16 protein-coding genes are annotated in these 17,865 nt (G+C 61.3%); 13 read left to right on the top strand and 3 right to left on the bottom strand.

The window, feature by feature from the left end; all coding sequences use genetic code 11:
• Nucleotides 1-128 precede the first annotated feature (128 nt).
• From arcD to ACZRN6_RS03350, 12 genes are all read left to right on the top strand, one after another.
• Nucleotides 129-1,556 carry an arginine-ornithine antiporter gene (gene arcD, locus ACZRN6_RS03405; RefSeq protein WP_464007211.1) on the top strand — a complete coding sequence of 476 codons (1,428 nt, stop codon included), beginning with the start codon at nt 129-131 and terminating at the stop codon, nt 1,554-1,556.
• A gap of 24 nt (nt 1,557-1,580) precedes the next feature.
• The gene (gene arcA / locus ACZRN6_RS03400) at nt 1,581-2,837 is read left to right on the top strand and encodes an arginine deiminase (protein ID WP_017475703.1); all 1,257 of its coding nucleotides are present in this window, start codon (nt 1,581-1,583) and stop codon (nt 2,835-2,837) included.
• Nucleotides 2,838-2,848: 11 nt separating this feature from the next.
• Nucleotides 2,849-3,859, top strand: coding sequence for an ornithine carbamoyltransferase (locus ACZRN6_RS03395; RefSeq protein WP_322147104.1), 1,011 nt, complete (start codon nt 2,849-2,851; stop codon nt 3,857-3,859).
• Nucleotides 3,860-4,055: 196 nt separating this feature from the next.
• Nucleotides 4,056-4,985: a carbamate kinase gene (gene arcC, locus ACZRN6_RS03390; RefSeq protein ID WP_322147105.1), complete on the top strand. Its 930-nt coding sequence runs from the start codon at nt 4,056-4,058 to the stop codon at nt 4,983-4,985.
• 18 nt (nt 4,986-5,003) lie between these two features.
• Nucleotides 5,004-5,366, top strand: a complete 363-nt coding sequence (locus tag ACZRN6_RS03385) for a DUF5064 family protein (RefSeq protein WP_322147106.1) — start codon at nt 5,004-5,006, stop codon at nt 5,364-5,366.
• Nucleotides 5,367-5,566: 200 nt separating this feature from the next.
• Nucleotides 5,567-7,075 carry a sigma-54-dependent transcriptional regulator gene (locus tag ACZRN6_RS03380; protein ID WP_464007210.1) on the top strand — a complete coding sequence of 503 codons (1,509 nt, stop codon included), beginning with the start codon at nt 5,567-5,569 and terminating at the stop codon, nt 7,073-7,075.
• A gap of 402 nt (nt 7,076-7,477) precedes the next feature.
• Nucleotides 7,478-7,861, top strand: a complete 384-nt coding sequence (gene gcvH / locus ACZRN6_RS03375; RefSeq protein WP_322147108.1) for a glycine cleavage system protein GcvH — start codon at nt 7,478-7,480, stop codon at nt 7,859-7,861.
• A 10-nt stretch (nt 7,862-7,871) separates the two neighbouring features.
• A complete protein-coding gene (gcvP, locus tag ACZRN6_RS03370; protein ID WP_464007209.1) occupies nt 7,872-10,718 on the top strand; it encodes an aminomethyl-transferring glycine dehydrogenase in 2,847 nt (948 codons plus the stop codon).
• Between the two features lie 189 nt (nt 10,719-10,907).
• Nucleotides 10,908-12,284, top strand: a complete 1,377-nt coding sequence (locus ACZRN6_RS03365) for an L-serine ammonia-lyase (protein ID WP_087692646.1) — start codon at nt 10,908-10,910, stop codon at nt 12,282-12,284.
• Nucleotides 12,285-12,323: 39 nt separating this feature from the next.
• Entirely contained in the window at nt 12,324-13,448 is a 1,125-nt protein-coding gene (gene gcvT / locus ACZRN6_RS03360; RefSeq protein ID WP_322147112.1) for a glycine cleavage system aminomethyltransferase GcvT, read from the top strand.
• A gap of 389 nt (nt 13,449-13,837) precedes the next feature.
• Nucleotides 13,838-14,050: a cold-shock protein gene (locus ACZRN6_RS03355; RefSeq protein WP_003220045.1), complete on the top strand. Its 213-nt coding sequence runs from the start codon at nt 13,838-13,840 to the stop codon at nt 14,048-14,050.
• A 95-nt stretch (nt 14,051-14,145) separates the two neighbouring features.
• Complete coding sequence (locus tag ACZRN6_RS03350) at nt 14,146-14,634, top strand: RDD family protein (protein WP_322147113.1); 489 nt, start codon at nt 14,146-14,148, stop codon at nt 14,632-14,634.
• Nucleotides 14,635-14,819: 185 nt separating this feature from the next.
• Here ACZRN6_RS03350 and ACZRN6_RS03345 read toward each other — a convergent pair whose 3' ends face one another.
• Nucleotides 14,820-15,602 (bottom strand): class I SAM-dependent methyltransferase, encoded by a 783-nt coding sequence (locus ACZRN6_RS03345; protein ID WP_322147115.1) that lies wholly within the window; start codon nt 15,600-15,602, stop codon nt 14,820-14,822.
• Between the two features lie 96 nt (nt 15,603-15,698).
• Between ACZRN6_RS03345 and ACZRN6_RS03340 the strand changes: the two genes are divergently transcribed.
• Complete coding sequence (locus tag ACZRN6_RS03340; protein ID WP_322147116.1) at nt 15,699-16,319, top strand: energy transducer TonB; 621 nt, start codon at nt 15,699-15,701, stop codon at nt 16,317-16,319.
• Nucleotides 16,320-16,322: 3 nt separating this feature from the next.
• Here the strand turns inward: ACZRN6_RS03340 and ACZRN6_RS03335 are convergent, their stop codons facing one another.
• The gene (locus tag ACZRN6_RS03335; protein WP_416152139.1) at nt 16,323-17,006 is read right to left on the bottom strand and encodes an extensin-like domain-containing protein; all 684 of its coding nucleotides are present in this window, start codon (nt 17,004-17,006) and stop codon (nt 16,323-16,325) included.
• A gap of 21 nt (nt 17,007-17,027) precedes the next feature.
• The gene (locus ACZRN6_RS03330) at nt 17,028-17,855 is read right to left on the bottom strand and encodes an isocitrate lyase/PEP mutase family protein (RefSeq protein WP_464007208.1); all 828 of its coding nucleotides are present in this window, start codon (nt 17,853-17,855) and stop codon (nt 17,028-17,030) included.
• Between the last annotated feature and the right edge of the window lie 10 nt (nt 17,856-17,865).

The following is a 17,865-nucleotide window of genomic DNA, read 5'->3' as shown; positions in this document are numbered from 1 at the left end:
CACCCGTACCTTTCATCATAAGTCATTAATTCACAATGGAATGTGCCAATGAAGTGATCTGAGTCAGCTGTTTGATTAGCGCACGGATTTATTCTGTGGTCTCTCTTCTCCTGCATTGGAGTCATGCAATGTCTGAATCTCCCGGAAAACTTCGACTTGGCGCACTGGTTGCACTTGTCGTGGGTTCAATGATTGGTGGCGGGATCTTCTCACTGCCGCAAAACATGGCGGCCAGCGCCGATGTGGGTGCCGTACTGATTGGTTGGGTGATTACCGCCGTGGGCATGTTGACCCTGGCCTTCGTGTTCCAGACCCTGGCCAACCGCAAGCCCAAACTCGACGGCGGCGTGTATGCCTACGCCAAGGCCGGGTTTGGCGACTACATGGGTTTCTCGTCGGCCTGGGGTTACTGGATCAGTGCCTGGCTGGGCAACGTCGGTTACTTCGTGCTGCTGTTCAGCACCCTCGGTTACTTCTTTCCCATCTTCGGCGAAGGCAACACCCCGGCGGCAGTGATCGGCGCATCGGTGCTGTTGTGGGCCGTGCACTTTTTGGTATTGCGCGGGATCAAGGAAGCCGCGTTCATCAACCTGGTGACCACCGTGGCCAAAGTGGTGCCTCTGGTGCTGTTCGTGTTGATCGCAGTCTTCGCGTTCAAGCTGGACATCTTCACCGCTGACATCTGGGGCGTGAAAAACCCGGACCTGGGCAGTGTGATGAACCAGGTGCGCAACATGATGCTGGTCACCGTGTGGGTGTTCATCGGCATTGAAGGCGCGAGCATCTTCTCGTCCCGCGCCGAAAAACGCTCCGACGTCGGCAAGGCCACGGTGATTGGTTTCATCACTGTGTTGCTGTTCCTGATGCTGGTGAACGTGCTGTCCCTGGGGATCATGACCCAACCGGAACTGGCCAAGCTGCAGAACCCGTCGATGGCCGCCGTGCTGGAGCACGTGGTGGGGCATTGGGGCGCGGTGCTGATCAGCGTCGGCTTGATCATTTCCTTGCTCGGGGCGCTGCTGTCGTGGGTGCTGCTGTGTGCAGAGATCATGTTCGCGGCCGCCAAGGACCACACCATGCCGGAGTTCCTGCGTAAGGAAAACGCCAACCATGTGCCGGTCAATGCCCTGTGGCTGACCAACGCCATGGTGCAGGTTTTCCTGGTGATCACGCTGTTCTCGGCGAGTACCTACCTGTCGCTGATCTACCTTGCCACCTCGATGATCCTGGTGCCTTACCTGTGGTCGGCGGCGTATGCGCTGCTGTTGGCGGTGCGCGGCGAGACCTACGAAAACGCCTTGGCCGAGCGCAAGAAAGACCTGTTTATCGGCGCCGTTGCGCTGATCTACGCGGTGTGGCTGCTCTACGCCGGCGGCACCAAATACCTGCTGCTGTCCGCCCTGCTCTACGCCCCCGGCGCGATCCTGTTCGCCAAGGCCAAGCACGAACTGGGCAAACCGATTTTCACCAATGTCGAGAAACTGATTTTCGCCGCAGTGGTCATTGGCGCCCTGGTGGCGGCCTATGGGCTCTACGACGGTTTCCTGACCCTGTAATTATTGTTCACTGGAGGATCTGTAATGACCACGGAAAAAGTGAAGTACGGCGTACATTCCGAAGCCGGCAAACTGCGCAAAGTCATGGTGTGCTCCCCCGGGTTGGCCCACCAGCGGCTGACCCCCAACAACTGCGATGAACTGCTGTTCGATGATGTGCTGTGGGTGGCCCAGGCCAAGCGTGACCACTTCGACTTCGTGACCAAGATGCGCGAGCGCGACATCGATGTGCTGGAAATGCACAACCTGCTGACCGACATCGTCGCCATCCCCGAAGCGCTGGACTGGATCCTTGCGCGCAAGATCACCGCCAACCAGGTCGGCCTGGGCCTGGTCAATGAAGTCAGCTCGTGGCTGCGCAGCCTGGAGCCGCGCAAGGTCGCCGAGTTCCTGATCGGTGGTGTGTCGGCCGATGACCTGCCGAGCAGTTTCGGCGGCAAGACCATCGAGATGTTCCGCGACTTCCTCGGGCATTCGAGCTTCATCCTGCCGCCACTGCCCAACACCCAGTTCACCCGCGACACCACGTGCTGGATCTACGGCGGCGTGACGCTGAACCCGATGTACTGGCCGGCGCGACGCCAGGAAACCCTGCTGGCGAGCGCCATCTATAAATTCCACCCCGAGTTCACCAACGCCGACTTCCAGGTGTGGTACGGCGACCCGGACCAGGAACACGGCAACGCCACCCTGGAAGGCGGCGACGTGATGCCCATCGGTAACGGCGTGGTGTTGATCGGCATGGGCGAGCGTTCCTCGCGCCAGGCCATCGGCCAACTTGCGCTGAACCTGTTCAAGCACAAAGCCGTGGAGCGCGTGATCGTCGCCGGCCTGCCGAAGTCCCGCGCGGCGATGCACCTCGACACGGTGTTCAGCTTCTGCGACCGCGACCTGGTCACGATCTTCCCGGAAGTGGTCAACCAGATCGTCGCCTTTACCCTGCGCCCGGACGAGACCAAGCCCGGCGGCATCGACATCCAGCGCGAAAAAACCAACTTCCTCGACACCGTCGCCGCGGCCCTGAACCTCAAGGCCCTGCGCGTGGTGGAAACCGGTGGCAACAGCTTCGCCGCCGAGCGCGAGCAGTGGGATGACGGCAACAACGTGGTGGCCGTGGAGCCTGGCGTGGTGATCGGTTATGACCGCAATACCTACACCAACACCCTGTTGCGCAAGGCCGGTGTGGAAGTCATCACCATCAGTGCCGGCGAACTCGGCCGCGGCCGTGGCGGCGGCCACTGCATGACCTGCCCGATCATTCGCGACCCAATCGACTACTAAGGAGATCCATCATGGCTTTCAACATGCGCAACCGCAGCCTGCTGTCGCTGATGCATCACACCACCCGCGAGCTGCATTACCTGCTGGACCTGTCCCGCGACCTCAAGCGCGCCAAATACACCGGCACCGAGCGTCCGCACCTGAAGGGCAAGAACATCGCGCTGATCTTCGAAAAAACTTCGACCCGCACCCGTTGCGCGTTCGAAGTCGCGGCCCACGACCAGGGCGCCCACGTCACCTACATCGACCCGGTGTCGTCGCAGATCGGCCACAAGGAAAGCATGAAAGACACGGCCCGCGTCCTCGGCCGGATGTTCGATGCCATCGAGTACCGTGGCTTTGAACAGGAGATTGTCGAAGAGCTGGCCAAGTTCGCCGGTGTGCCGGTGTTCAACGGCCTCACCGCTGAGTTCCACCCGACGCAAATGATCGCCGACACCCTGACCATGCGCGAACACAGCGACAAGCCGCTGCATGACATCAGCTACGCCTACCTGGGCGACGCCCGCTACAACATGGGCAACTCGCTGCTGATGATCGGCGCCAAGCTGGGCATGGACGTGCGCATCGGCGCGCCGAAAGCCCTGTGGCCGCATGCGGATTTCATCAAGCAGTGCCAGGCATTCGCTGAGGAAAGTGGCGCGCGCATCACCATCACCGAAGACCCTGTCGAGGCGGTTAAAGGCGTGGACTTCATCCACACCGATATCTGGGTGTCCATGGGTGAGCCCGTGGAAGCGTGGGACGAGCGCATCGAGCAACTGCTGCCGTACCAGGTCAACGCCAAGATGATGAAGGCCTCGGGCAACCCACGGGTGAAATTCATGCACTGCCTGCCGGCGTTCCACAACAGCGAGACCAAGGTTGGCAAGGACATCGCCGCGCGTTATCCGAACCTGGCCAATGGCGTGGAAGTGACCGAAGAAGTGTTTGAATCCCCGGCCAACATCGCCTTTGAGCAGGCGGAAAACCGCATGCACACCATCAAGGCAATCCTGGTGTCGGCGCTGGCGGATATCTAACCCGACACTGCTCCCACTGTCGAAACACAGTCAATGTGGGAGTGCTTTTGTGGGAGCTGGCTTGCCTGCGATGCACACGCCTCGGTGGTTCAGATGTACCGAGGTGATGCCATCGCGGGCAAGCCCGGCTCCCACACAAGCCCGCCCCCACATTTTGTTTTGTGTTCACAAAGCCGAATTTTAGAAGGATCGCATTATGCGTATCGTCGTTGCACTGGGCGGCAACGCCCTCCTGCGTCGTGGTGAGCCCATGACCGCAGACAATCAACGGGCCAATATTCGCATCGCCACCGAACAGATCGCCAAGATCCACGCCGGCAACGAGCTGGTGATTGCCCACGGCAATGGCCCGCAAGTGGGCCTGCTGTCGCTGCAAGCCGCGGCCTACACCCAGGTTTCGCCGTACCCGCTGGACGTGCTGGGCGCTGAAACCGAAGGCATGATCGGCTACATCATCGAACAGGAACTGGGCAACCTGCTGGACTTCGAAGTGCCGTTCGCCACGCTGTTGACCCAAGTCGAAGTCGACGCCAAGGACCCGGCCTTCCAGAACCCGACCAAGCCCATCGGCCCGGTCTACTCCAAGGCCGAAGCGGAACAACTCGCCGCCGAAAAAGGCTGGGCGATTGCCCCCGATGGCGACAAGTATCGCCGTGTGGTCGCCAGCCCGCGGCCGAAGCGAATCTTTGAAATCCGCCCGATCCAGTGGCTGCTGGAAAAAGGCAGCATCGTGATCTGCGCCGGTGGCGGCGGCATTCCAACGATGTATGACGAGAACGGCAAGCTCAAAGGCATTGAAGCCGTGATCGACAAAGACCTGTGCTCCTCCTTGCTGGCCGGGCAACTGGACGCCGATTTGCTGGTGATCGCCACCGACGTCAATGCCGCCTTTATCGACTTCGGCAAGCCCACCCAGAAAGCCATCGGCCAGGCACACCCGGACGAAATGGAAAAGCTCGGCTTCGCCGCCGGCTCCATGGGGCCCAAGGTCCAGGCGGCGTGCGAGTTCGCCCGCCAGACTGGCAAAACTGCAGTGATCGGTTCACTCTCGGACATCGAAGCGATCGTCCAGGGCAACGCCGGCACACGCATCAGTACCGCGAAACCTGGCATCACGTACCTGTGAAGTAGAGGAGAAACGCCTATGGCTACCTTTGAACCTGGTCACCTGCACATCGAACGCCACGCGCTGAACAAGGACGACTACAGCTACAACCTGTGCATCGACTACGAAGTCAGCCAGGACCCAAAGGAAGGCAAGGGCATGCTGTTCAAGATGCACGGCTCGGTGCAGGGCAAGGAGCTCAAGGAAGAGTTTTTCCTGCCCAAGGACCAGTCGTTCGATTTTGCCCGGCAAGCGATGAACATCGCGCAAAAATACGGCATGCCGAAGATTGCCGTGCTCAATGGTTCGATGCACAAGCAGTACGACTTGATGTTTGAGGATGTGCGGCATCAGTTGGATGTGAAACCCGGCGACCCGATCAAACCCGAACACCTCGGATAACCCGGTTTCATTAACGCCGGCGATCCCCTGTGGGAGCTGGCTTGTATGGGAGCAGGGCTTGCCCGCGATTGCATCACCTCAGTCCATCTGAATGACCGAAGTGTGTGCATCGCAGGCAAGCCAGTTCCCACATTTTTTGATCTCCATCACCCGTCAGGCATACTTGCCGCCTATCGCTCGCCAGAACCGCTAACCGCCCCATGCGTATCCACGTCAGCTTCATCGACCGCGTCGGCATCACCCAGGAAGTCCTGGCCTTGCTCGGTGGGCGCAATCTCAACCTGGATGCGGTGGAAATGGTCCCGCCCAACGTCTACATCGACGCGCCAACCCTGAGCGCCGAGGTGCTGGAAGAACTGCGCGATGCGCTGTTCAGCGTGCGCGGCGTGCAAGCCGTGACCGTGGTCGACATCCTCCCCGGCCAGCGCCAGCACCTGCAACTCGACGCCCTGCTCGCAGCCATGACCGACCCGGTATTGGCCCTGGACAGCGCCGGCAAGATCCTGCTGGCCAACCCGGCATTGATCGCGCTGTATGGCCGCGAGCCCGCTGGCGAAAGCATCAACGAGCTGTTCGACGACCCGACGCTGCAGGCCACCTTGCTGGAACACGGTTTTCGCCTGGCCCTGCGGGAAATCAGCGTCAACGGTCAGACCCTGCTGCTGGACGCCACGCCGATCACCGACGCCGGCGCCCTGCTGACCCTGTACCAACCCAACCGCATCGGCGAACAACTGTCTGCGTTGCACCACGACCACGCCGAAGGCTTCGATGCACTGCTGGGCGAGTCCCCGGCGATCCGCACCCTCAAGGCGCGGGCGCAACGGGTGGCGGCGCTGGATGCACCGTTGTTGATCCAGGGCGAGACCGGCACCGGCAAGGAACTGGTCGCCCGCGCCTGCCATGCCATCAGCGCGCGCCACAGTGCGCCGTTCCTGGCATTGAACTGCGCGGCGCTGCCGGAGAACCTCGCCGAAAGCGAGCTATTCGGCTACGCCCCCGGCGCCTTTACCGGCGCCCAGCGCGGCGGCAAGCCGGGGCTGATGGAACTGGCGAACCAGGGCACGGTATTTTTGGATGAGATAGGCGAGATGTCGCCGTATTTGCAGGCCAAATTGCTGCGCTTTCTGAATGACGGCAGCTTCCGGCGGGTGGGCGGCGACCGTGAGGTGAAGGTCAATGTGCGGATCCTCAGCGCCACTCATCGCGACCTGGAAAAGATGGTCAGCGAAGGCACCTTTCGCGAAGACCTGTTCTACCGCCTGAACGTGCTCAACGTCGAAGTGCCGCCCCTGCGCGAACGCGGCCAGGACATCCTGCTGCTGGCCCGCTACTTCATGCAGCAAGCCTGCGCGCAGATCCAGCGCCCGGTCTGCCGCCTGGCGCCGGGCACTTACCCGGCGCTGTTGGGCAACCGCTGGCCGGGCAACGTGCGGCAGTTGCAGAACGTAATCTTCCGCGCCGCCGCCATTTGCGAAAGCAGCCTGGTGGACATCGGCGACCTGGACATCGCCGGCACCTCGGTGGCGCGCCAGAGCGATGGTGAAGTCGACAGTCTGGAGCAGGCGGTAGAAGACTTCGAACGCGGGTTGCTGGAGAAGCTGTACGCCAGCTATCCGTCCACCCGCCAGTTGGCCAGCCGCCTGCAAACCTCCCATACCGCCATTGCCCATCGCCTGCGCAAATACGGCATTCCCAACAAGCCGTGACTGCACACAGTAAAAATGTGGGAGCTGGCTTGCCTGCGATAGCGGTGTCGACTGACCCAACGCTATCGCAGCGGTGCGACGTTTCGAAAAACCAGCTCCCACATTGATTGCGTTCCAACGTGGCTAGCAAAAGCGACCTCCGCCTGTACTGAAAGCGCTACAGCGGAACGATATCGATACAGTCCGCTTCAACCGTCGCCATGCAAGGCTTTGATCCTCATAGGCTTTTTTTCAACGGCCCAGCTGTATCGATATCGCTACAGCAAACTTTCGGACATCACCCGCCATAATCAGTAACCACCTGTTTTATAACAATAAAAAAACATTGGCCGCGTTTTTGCTAAGTAACTCCCCATTATTCCAATCCCGTCCACCAGACGAATCTGGCCCTGAGGAGTTTCCATGAGCGAGTTGCGCTTTACTGAAGATCACGAATGGCTGCGCGCCGAAGCCGACGGCAGCGTGACCGTGGGCATTACCGCTTTTGCGCAGAACGCGCTGGGTGATGTGGTTTTCGTGCAACTGCCTGAGCTGCAGGCTTACGACAAGGGTGCAGAAGCCTCCACCGTTGAGTCGGTCAAGGCCGCCAGCGGCGTGTACATGCCGCTGGACGGCGAAGTGCTCGAAGTGAACGACAAGCTCGACGCCAGCCCCGAGCTGGTCAACGAAGACCCGATGGGCGAAGGCTGGTTTTTCCGCTTTAAACCGGCCGACGCCGATGCAGTAGCCAGGCTGTTGGATCAGGATGCGTACGACCGCCTGATCAAAGCCAACGCTGAAGCCTGAGGAGCGCGCCATGACTAACCTGACCACCGCCAACGAATTCATCGCCCGCCACATCGGCCCGCGCCAGGACGACGAGCAACACATGCTCGCCACCCTGGGCTTTGATTCCCTCGAAGCCCTGAGCGCCAGCGTGATCCCGGAGAGCATCAAGGGCACCGCCGTGCTGGGCTTGAGCGACGGCCTGAGCGAAGCCGATGCACTGGCTTCGATCAAGGCCATCGCCGCCAAGAACGAGCTGTTCAAGACCTACATCGGCCAGGGCTACTACAACTGCCACACGCCGGCGCCGATCCTGCGCAACCTGCTGGAAAACCCGGCCTGGTACACCGCCTACACGCCTTACCAGCCTGAGATTTCCCAGGGCCGCCTGGAGTCGCTGCTGAACTTCCAGACGCTGATCAGCGACCTCACCGGCCTGCCGATCGCCAACGCATCCTTGCTGGACGAAGCCACCGCCGCCGCCGAAGCCATGACCTTCTGCAAACGCCTGAGCAAGAACAAAGGCAGCAATGCGTTCTTCGCCTCCGTGCACAGCCACCCGCAAACCCTCGACGTGCTGCGCACCCGTGCCGAGCCGCTGGGCATCGACGTGGTTGTGGGCGACGAGCGTGAACTGACCGACGTCAGCAGCTTCTTCGGTGCCCTGCTGCAGTACCCGGCGAGCAACGGTGACGTGTTCGACTACCGCGAACTGACCGAGCGCTTCCACGCCGCCAACGCACTGGTAGCCGTGGCCGCTGACCTGCTGGCCCTGACCCTGCTGGCCCCGCCGGGCGAGTTTGGCGCCGACGTGGCCATCGGCAGCGCACAACGCTTTGGCGTACCGCTGGGCTTCGGTGGCCCGCACGCGGCGTACTTCTCTACCAAGGATGCGTTCAAGCGCGACATGCCGGGCCGTCTGGTCGGCGTCTCGGTTGACCGTTTCGGCAAGCCGGCCCTGCGCCTGGCCATGCAGACCCGCGAGCAACATATCCGCCGCGAGAAAGCCACCAGCAACATCTGCACCGCTCAAGTGCTGTTGGCCAACATCGCCAGCATGTATGCCGTGTACCACGGCCCTGAAGGCCTGACCCAGATCGCCAATCGCATTCATCACCTGACCGCGATCTTCGCCAAAGGCTTGAGCGCATTGGGCCTGACGGTTGAACAAGCCAACTTCTTCGACACCCTGACGATTAAAACCGGCGCGCAAACCGCCGCCCTGCACGACCAGGCCCGCGCCCAGCGCATCAACCTGCGTGTGGTCGATGGTGAGCGTGTTGGCCTGTCGGTGGACGAAACCACTTCACAAGCCGATATCGAAACCCTGTGGAGCGTGTTCGCCGGCGGCAAAGCCCTGCCCGACTTCGCCGCACTGGCTACCAGCGTTGAAAGCACCTTGCCGGCCGCGCTGCTGCGCCAGTCGCCGATCCTCAGCCACCCGGTGTTCAACCGTTACCACTCCGAAACCGAGCTGATGCGCTACCTGCGCAAGCTGGCCGACAAGGACCTGGCCCTGGACCGCACCATGATCCCGCTGGGCTCGTGCACCATGAAGCTCAACGCCGCCAGCGAAATGATCCCGGTGACCTGGGCTGAATTCGGTGCCCTGCACCCGTTCGCGCCAGCCGCGCAAAGCGCCGGCTATCAGCAACTGACCACCGAGCTGGAAGCCATGCTCTGTGCGGCCACCGGTTATGACGCGATCTCCCTGCAACCGAACGCCGGTTCCCAGGGCGAGTACGCGGGCTTGCTGGCGATTCGTGCCTATCACCAGAGCCGTGGCGAAGAACGCCGCGACATCTGCCTGATCCCCTCGTCGGCCCATGGCACCAACCCGGCCACCGCCAACATGGCCGGCATGCGTGTGGTGGTCACCGCGTGCGATGCACGCGGTAACGTCGACATCGAAGACCTGCGCGCCAAGGCCATCGAGCACCGCGAGCACCTCGCTGCGCTGATGATCACCTACCCGTCCACCCACGGCGTGTTCGAAGAAGGCATCCGCGAAATCTGCGGGGTCATTCATGACAACGGCGGCCAGGTGTACATCGACGGTGCCAACATGAACGCCATGGTCGGCCTCTGCGCGCCGGGCAAGTTCGGCGGCGACGTGTCCCACCTGAACCTGCACAAAACCTTCTGCATTCCCCACGGTGGTGGCGGCCCGGGCGTTGGCCCGATTGGCGTCAAGTCGCACCTCACGCCGTTTTTGCCGGGCCACGCGGCCATGGAGCGCAAGGAAGGCGCGGTATGCGCCGCACCGTTCGGCAGCGCGAGCATTTTGCCGATCACCTGGATGTACATCAGCATGATGGGCGGCGCGGGCCTCAAGCGCGCTTCGCAGCTGGCGATCCTGAATGCCAACTACATTTCCCGTCGCCTGGAAGAGCACTACCCCGTGCTGTATACCGGCAGCAATGGCCTGGTGGCCCACGAATGCATCCTCGACCTGCGCCCGTTGAAAGACAGCAGCGGCATCAGCGTGGATGACGTGGCCAAGCGTCTGATCGATTTTGGTTTCCACGCCCCGACCATGTCGTTCCCGGTGGCTGGCACCTTGATGATCGAACCGACCGAAAGCGAATCCAGGGAGGAACTGGACCGCTTCTGCGACGCGATGATCGCCATCCGCGAAGAGATTCGCGCGGTGGAAAATGGCGCGCTGGACAAGGACGACAACCCGCTGAAAAACGCGCCACACACTGCCGCGGAACTGGTTGGCGAATGGAGCCACCCATACAGCCGTGAACAAGCGGTGTACCCGGTAGCGTCGCTGATCGAAGCCAAGTACTGGCCACCGGTTGGCCGGGTCGACAACGTGTTTGGCGATCGCAACCTGGTGTGCGCGTGCCCGTCGATCGAAAGCTACGCGTAACCTGACCGGTAGAATGCGATCAATGTGGGAGCTGGCTTTTGTGGGAGCTGGCTTGCCTGCGATGCAAGCACCTCGGTCTATCCGGTAGACCCGGGCGATGCTATCGCAGGCAAGCCAGCTCCCACACAAGCCCGGCTCCCACATTGGACCGCGTACACCCGATCAATAATAAGAAACCGGAGAACAACCATGTCTTTAAGCGTGTTCGACCTGTTCAAGATTGGCATCGGCCCTTCAAGCTCCCACACCGTCGGCCCGATGCGCGCCGCCGCTCGATTCGTCGAGGGGCTCAAGCGCGATAACCTGCTGGGCGCCACCACCTGCGTCAAGGTGGAACTCTACGGCTCCCTGGGCGCCACCGGCAAAGGCCACGGCAGCGACAAGGCCGTATTGCTGGGCCTGGAAGGCGAACACCCAGACACCGTGAACACTGAAACCGTCGCCGCACGCTTGTTGGAAATTCGCGGCAACGCACGCTTGAACCTGCTCGGCGAACACAGCATTGCGTTCAACGAGAAAGAACACCTGGCGATGATTCGCAAACCCCTGCCCTATCATCCCAACGGCATGATCTTCCGTGCTTTCGACGCCGCCGGTTTGCAGATCCGCAGCCGCGAGTACTACTCGGTGGGCGGCGGGTTTGTGGTGGATGAAGACGCCGCCGGCCACGACCGGATCGTCGAAGACGCCACGCCCCTGACCTTTCCGTTCAAAAGTGCCAAGGACTTGCTCGGCCATTGCGCCACCTACGGGCTGTCTATCAGCCAGGTGATGCTGACCAATGAAAGTGCCTGGCGCCCAGAAGCCGAAACCCGTGCAGGCCTGCTGAAGATCTGGCAGGTGATGCAGGATTGCGTGGACGCGGGCTGTCGCAATGAAGGGATTTTGCCGGGCGGCCTGAAGGTCAAGCGGCGCGCCGCCGCGCTGCACCGCCAGTTGTGCAAGAACCCGGAATCGGCGCTGCGCGACCCGCTGTCGGTGCTGGACTGGGTCAACCTGTACGCCTTGGCGGTCAACGAAGAAAACGCCAATGGCGGGCGCGTCGTAACAGCGCCCACCAACGGTGCGGCCGGGATCGTGCCGGCGGTGTTGCACTACTACATGCGCTTTATCCCTGGTGCGAGCGAAGACGGCGTGGTGCGCTTCCTGCTCACCGCCGCAGCTATCGGCATTCTGTACAAGGAAAACGCCTCGATCTCCGGCGCCGAAGTCGGCTGCCAGGGAGAAGTCGGCGTGGCCTGCTCCATGGCTGCCGGCGCCCTGTGCGAAGTGTTGGGCGGTACGGTTTCCCAGGTCGAGAACGCCGCCGAGATCGGCATGGAACACAACCTGGGGCTTACCTGCGACCCCATCGGCGGCCTGGTACAGGTGCCCTGCATCGAGCGCAACGCCATGGGTTCGGTCAAGGCCATCAATGCGGTGCGCATGGCCCTGCGCGGCGACGGGCAACATTTCGTCTCCCTAGACAAGGTCATCCGCACCATGCGCCAGACCGGCGCCGACATGAAAAGCAAATACAAGGAAACCGCCCGTGGCGGTTTGGCGGTCAACATTATCGAGTGCTGACGCCCACAAGCGCGCCAGCACGTTTTTCAGGAGCTGAATATGTCCACCGAAACCCTGTTGAAAACCCCGTTGCACGCCCTGCACATCGAGCTGGGCGCGCGCATGGTGCCGTTCGCCGGCTACGACATGCCGGTGCAATACCCACTGGGCGTGATGAAGGAGCACCTGCATACCCGTGAACAGGCCGGGTTGTTCGATGTGTCGCACATGGGCCAGATCCGCCTGACCGGCGCCGGTGCCGCCAAGGCCCTGGAAAGCCTGGTGCCGGTCGACATCATCGACCTGCCGGTGGGTATGCAGCGCTACGCGATGTTCACCAACGAGCAAGGCGGCATCCTGGATGACCTGATGGTCGCCAACCTGGGTAACGACGAACTGTTCCTGGTGGTCAACGCCGCGTGCAAAGACCAGGACCTGGCCCACCTGCGCCAGCACATCGGCGAGCAGTGCACGATTGAGCCGCTGTTCGAGGAACGCGCACTTCTGGCCCTGCAAGGCCCGGCCGCCGTCAGCGTACTGGCGCGGCTGGCACCGGAGGTCAAGCACATGACCTTCATGCAATTTGCACCAACCCGCCTGCTGGGCGTGGACTGCTACGTCAGCCGCTCGGGCTACACCGGCGAAGACGGTTTCGAAATCTCGGTGCCGGCCGCCAGTGCCGAAGCCCTGGCCCGCAGCCTGCTGGCCGAAGCCGAAGTACAGGCCATCGGCCTGGGCGCCCGCGACTCCCTGCGCCTGGAAGCCGGCCTGTGCCTCTACGGGCATGACATGAACACCGAGACCACGCCAATTGAGGCCAGCCTGTTGTGGGCGATTTCCAAGGCCCGTCGCGCAGACGGCCCACGTGCTGGCGGCTTCCCGGGCGCCGATGTGATCTACACCCAGCAACAAACCGGTGTCAGCCGCAAACGCGTGGGCCTGTTGCCGCAGGAACGCACGCCGGTCCGTGAAGGTGCAGAAATCGTCGACGCACACGGCACTGTGATCGGCAGCGTGTGCAGCGGCGGCTTTGGCCCAAGCCTCGGGGGCCCGCTGGCCATGGGTTACCTGGACAGCGCATTTATCGCGCTGGACACCGAAGTATGGGCATTGGTACGTGGGAAAAAGGTACCTCTTCGTGTAAGTAAAATGCCATTCGTGCCACAACGTTACTACCGAGGTTGATTGACTGTTCCTATAAGTAACGCGGTTGCGTTAACGTGCACTAATCTGTAACGCAACCGCCACATTAAAGTGCACTGTCGATAGTCAATGTTATGTTCCATCACCTATAACAAGTGACGGAAACTATCGAATAAACAGGATCCACATTGTGCGCTTAAGTGTCATGAAGCCGAGCAAAACCAGGGCTTTTGCCGGGGCTTGTTTTTTCGGTCTTAGTTGGCGTAGAGTTTGCTCACTGTGTTTGCATGGGTCGCTTTGAACCTGGACCTGGGCAGTAGCCAAAGTTTGCTACAACCCGTTCGACGTCTCTTACTTTCCTGCAACCCAGCCCAGTACTCTTTCATGTGAAAGGGGCTGTCATTAATTTTTTGCGTCAAGGAAACAAGAAAATGGCTGATCGTCAGAGCGGTACCGTCAAGTGGTTTAACGACGAAAAAGGGTTTGGTTTTATCACTCCAGAAAGCGGTCCGGATCTGTTCGTCCACTTCCGCGCTATTCAGGGCAACGGCTTCAAAAGCCTGAAAGAAGGCCAGAAAGTGACCTTCATCGCGGTGCAAGGCCAGAAAGGCATGCAGGCCGACGAAGTACAAGCAGAAGGCTGATCCTTGCTGCGACAAAAAGCCTCTGATATGACATCAGGGGCTTTTTTATGCGCGTTCTTCCGTAAAATGGCGTTTTTCCTGCCGAGAGCCATGCCATGTCGAAACACCTGCTGAGTCCCCAAGGCGAGTTTCCCGCCGTAGGGCTGGGCCGTCGCCTGGCAGCGATGTTCTATGATTTTTTGTTGTGCACGGCCTTGCTGATTGTCACGGCCTTTATCTACAAGCTGGTGTGGATGGGGTTTGTCGGGGAGGCCAAGCTGCGCGCGCTTTCTGAATCGGGTGCGCTGGATGGTGACCCGCTGTTGTCGACGATTTTGTTTTTTGTGTTGTTTGGTTTTTTTGCCAAGTTCTGGACGCATTCGGGGCAGACCCTGGGCATGCAGGTTTGGGGGGTACGGGTGCAGAACGCGGATGGGTCACGGATCAGTTTGTGGCAAGCGCTGCTACGGTTCGTGGTGTCGATTGCGTCTTGGTTATGCGTGGGGTTGGGGTTTATCTGGTCGTTGTTCGACAAGCAGAAACGCAGTTGGCATGACCTGTATTCCGACACGCAGTTGGTGCGGGTTCCGAAGAAAAAGAAGTAGGTTTTGGGCGTTGCTGTGATCAGGGCTGATAGGGGTTGCGCCCACAAGCCCACTGTAGGAGCTGGCTTGCCGGCGATGGCATCAACGGGGTGTACCTGATACATCGAGGTGCCTGCATCGCCGGCAAGCCAGCTCCTACAGCTTTCGCTCTGGATCTTGCCCTGTTGATCGGCCCCAAACCCGCCTCAAGACTTCAGCGCTTTCTTCGGATAAATGTCATAACGGCTGGACTTCCCATCCAACGCATGGCTTGGCTTGGGTCCGTCAATACACGGCGCCTTACGCGGCCGCTTCACCACCACCCGGTGACTGGCAAGCGCCAATGCAGCCGCAAGCAAGGCCGGCGCATCAGGATCATCCCCCACCAAGGGCCGAAACAACCGCATCTCTTTCTTCACCAGCGCGGTCTTCTCCCGATGCGGAAACATCGGGTCCAGATAAATCACCTGAGGCGGCTCCCCCTCCCAATCACGCATCACCTCGATCGAATTGCCCTTGAGCAACCGCATCCGCGCCACAATCGGTGCCACCTCAAAATCCTCGGCCCCGCGCGCCAAGCCGTCTTCCAGCAACGCTCCAATCAACGGCTGCCGCTCAATCAGGCTCATCTCACACCCAAGGCTGGCCAGCACGAATGCATCCTTGCCCAGCCCCGCCGTAGCGTCCAACACCCGCGGCCGCACGCCCTGAGCCACGCCCACCGCCTTGGCAATCATCTGCCCACTGCCACCACCGTACAAACGCCGATGCGCCGCACCACCTTCCACAAAATCCACCCGCACTGGCCCTGGCGCATCAGGCCCCAGCTGCTGCAGCTGCAAGCCCTGCTCACCGACCTGCAAGGCAAAGTCCGCCTCATCCAGCTGCAAAGGCAACCCGAGCTGCTCGGCCCAGTGCTGGGCACGGGCCTGGAAACCGTCCGCCAAGGCCTCGACCCGGATGCGGCTGGCCGCTGGTTGTTCACTCATCTGTCACTTCGCTCAAAAATATTAAGGATCGGCGAAAAGCGGCCGATAAAAAAAAGGATCAGGCATTTTGCCAGAGCTGAGCGACGATCGAGAGAAATGTCAGACATTCCTTCGCTATTTACCGGTGTACTGCCGACCCACAACCACTTCGGCCTGCGCAATACCCAAGCGCTGGCCGGCGTCAGTCATGTGTGGCAGGATTTTTTTGCCCAGGCGTTGGCCGAACAGCTCGGCGATACGCCAGGCGCGCTCGCCACATCGGTGGCAAAACCGGTAGACCCGTCGGTCGAGCCGAGCGAAGGCAGTGACCTGCTGTCACAGATCGTCACCCAGCGCGCATGTGATGTGAAAGACACCGAAATAGCCCCGCCAGAGCCGCTGTTCCTGCCTATTGCCGAATTCGAAATGGAGCTGCTGCCACCGGCGCCGCCGCCATTCCCGGCGCAAGAAGTGCTCGCCCAGCAAACGCAGCAAAACTTCGAGAGCGGCTGGGTACGCCCTATCGTCCTGACCGCTGGCCAACCGCTGCCTGTTCCAGGCCCGGCTCCGCAACCACGGCCGCTGCACCTGCCAATTGCCGAATTCGAACTGGACCTGCTGCCACCGCCACCGCCGCCATTCCCGGCGCAAGAGCTGGTTGAACAACAAAAAGCCCTGGACTTCGACAGCCGCTGGGCTCGCCCGCTGATCCTGCATAACCTGCGCCTGGCAGCCTGACACTCAGCGACACAGCCACCAGCGCCCCATATCCACATGAAAGTGGTTCCGGTGGGCCGCGTTGTAATCCGGGCTCAACACCACGTTGAAATCCTTGCAGGCGCCATCGCGGACTTGCCGCAGAAAACGCGCGCCCTCGCCGTCACCCGGCCAATCCTTGAGCACGCTGATGGTGCGACCGTCCGCCAAGCGAAACCCGGCGATGTCCAAGGCATTGGCCGACGCGTGCTGGCTGAGTCGCCCGTTGGCGCGATTGTAGATGTTGCGACAGGCAAAGCTGCCCAGGTGATCAACCCGCGTCACCGCCTGGCCAAACACCGCCTGGGCCGCCGGTTGCAGGCTATGACGCTCAAACAGGGCGAACGCCACGGCCAGCGGGCAACTGGCGAGAAAGCTGCTGCTCAAGCCAACGTCCGCACCTTGAACCCGCAAGGTATTGCGCAGCGGGCAGGCGGCATCGGCAGGGCCGTCCGCCTGATGAGTGACCCGCAGCCCGGAGCTTTTGAGCACCTGGTCACACAACGCCGGGTCATCCTGCAGGCGCCCCAGCTTGAATCGGGTCAGCAGGTTCGGGCTTGCACGCACATCCAGCGGCGCCCAGGGGTTCCACTCATCGGGCAGCGGCAGCCAGCCCCGCCACACACCCACAAGCAAACCGCCCGCCAACACGAGCAGTACGCCCAGCATCTTGAAGAAGCGCACGACGCCTCAACCCTTGAACAGCTGATTGGCCTGGTTGAATGGCATCGAACGCTCGGTAAAGGTAAACGTACCCAACTCATGAATTTCCTGGGCAGCCCTGAAGAACTCGCCATACGCCGCCAGGGCCATGGCCGAGCCAACACTGATGCGTTTGACGCCCATCTCGCTCAATTGCGCCACGCTGAGTTTCAGGGCGCCGGACATCAAGACATTCACCGGCTTGGGCGCGACCGCCTTCACCACCGCCAACACTTCCTCGGCACTGCGTAGCGCCGGCGCATAGAGCACGTCGGCACCGGCTTCGGCGTAGGCCTGCAGGCGGCGGATGGTGTCGGGCAAATCCAACCGGCCATGCAGGAGGTTTTCTGCGCGAGCGGTCAGGGTGAAGGGGAACGGCAAGCTGCGGGCAGCGGCGACAGCAGCTTCGACGCGCTCGACAGACAAGTCGAAGGGGTAGATCGGGTCGACCGCAATTGCGGTCGCGTCTTCGATGGAACCACCGACAATGCCGGTAGCGGCGGCGCGCAGGATAGTTTCGGCACAACCTTGCGGCGTGTCACTGAAGCCGTTTTCCAGGTCGGCGGCGACGGGCAGCGAAGTCGCCTGCACAATCGTCCCGGCATTACCCAGGGTATCTTCCAGGGACAGCGCACCTTCGGCGTCCGGACGGCCGAGGCTGAAGGCGAAACCGGCGCTGGTAGTGGCCAGGGCTTCGAAACCCAGGCTGGCAAGCATTTTTGCGGAACCGGCATCCCACGGATTGGGCATCACAAAAGCACGGTCACGCTCATGCAAGGCCTTGAAGGTTTCGGCGCGAAGGGTTTGAGCATCCATGACTGACTCC

It is taken from the genome of Pseudomonas sp. A125 (assembly GCF_055409485.1).
This window is presented reverse-complemented; position numbering and strand designations above follow the sequence as displayed.

Bases quoted from the DNA above. Each gene is read 5' to 3' on its own strand.
- arcC (WP_322147105.1), top strand. From the start codon at position 4,056: ATGCGTATCGTCGTTGCACTGGGCGGCAACGCCCTCCTGCGTCGTGGT.
- arcD (WP_464007211.1), top strand. From the start codon at position 129: ATGTCTGAATCTCCCGGAAAACTTCGACTTGGCGCACTGGTTGCACTT.
- gcvP (WP_464007209.1), top strand. From the start codon at position 7,872: ATGACTAACCTGACCACCGCCAACGAATTCATCGCCCGCCACATCGGC.
- ACZRN6_RS03335 (WP_416152139.1), bottom strand. From the start codon at position 17,006: ATGCTGGGCGTACTGCTCGTGTTGGCGGGCGGTTTGCTTGTGGGTGTG.
- gcvT (WP_322147112.1), top strand. From the start codon at position 12,324: ATGTCCACCGAAACCCTGTTGAAAACCCCGTTGCACGCCCTGCACATC.
- arcA (WP_017475703.1), top strand. From the start codon at position 1,581: ATGACCACGGAAAAAGTGAAGTACGGCGTACATTCCGAAGCCGGCAAA.
- ACZRN6_RS03365 (WP_087692646.1), top strand. From the start codon at position 10,908: ATGTCTTTAAGCGTGTTCGACCTGTTCAAGATTGGCATCGGCCCTTCA.
- ACZRN6_RS03330 (WP_464007208.1), bottom strand. From the start codon at position 17,855: ATGGATGCTCAAACCCTTCGCGCCGAAACCTTCAAGGCCTTGCATGAG.
- ACZRN6_RS03350 (WP_322147113.1), top strand. From the start codon at position 14,146: ATGTCGAAACACCTGCTGAGTCCCCAAGGCGAGTTTCCCGCCGTAGGG.
- ACZRN6_RS03345 (WP_322147115.1), bottom strand. From the start codon at position 15,602: ATGAGTGAACAACCAGCGGCCAGCCGCATCCGGGTCGAGGCCTTGGCG.
- ACZRN6_RS03355 (WP_003220045.1), top strand. From the start codon at position 13,838: ATGGCTGATCGTCAGAGCGGTACCGTCAAGTGGTTTAACGACGAAAAA.
- ACZRN6_RS03340 (WP_322147116.1), top strand. From the start codon at position 15,699: ATGTCAGACATTCCTTCGCTATTTACCGGTGTACTGCCGACCCACAAC.
- ACZRN6_RS03385 (WP_322147106.1), top strand. From the start codon at position 5,004: ATGGCTACCTTTGAACCTGGTCACCTGCACATCGAACGCCACGCGCTG.
- ACZRN6_RS03395 (WP_322147104.1), top strand. From the start codon at position 2,849: ATGGCTTTCAACATGCGCAACCGCAGCCTGCTGTCGCTGATGCATCAC.
- ACZRN6_RS03380 (WP_464007210.1), top strand. From the start codon at position 5,567: ATGCGTATCCACGTCAGCTTCATCGACCGCGTCGGCATCACCCAGGAA.
- gcvH (WP_322147108.1), top strand. From the start codon at position 7,478: ATGAGCGAGTTGCGCTTTACTGAAGATCACGAATGGCTGCGCGCCGAA.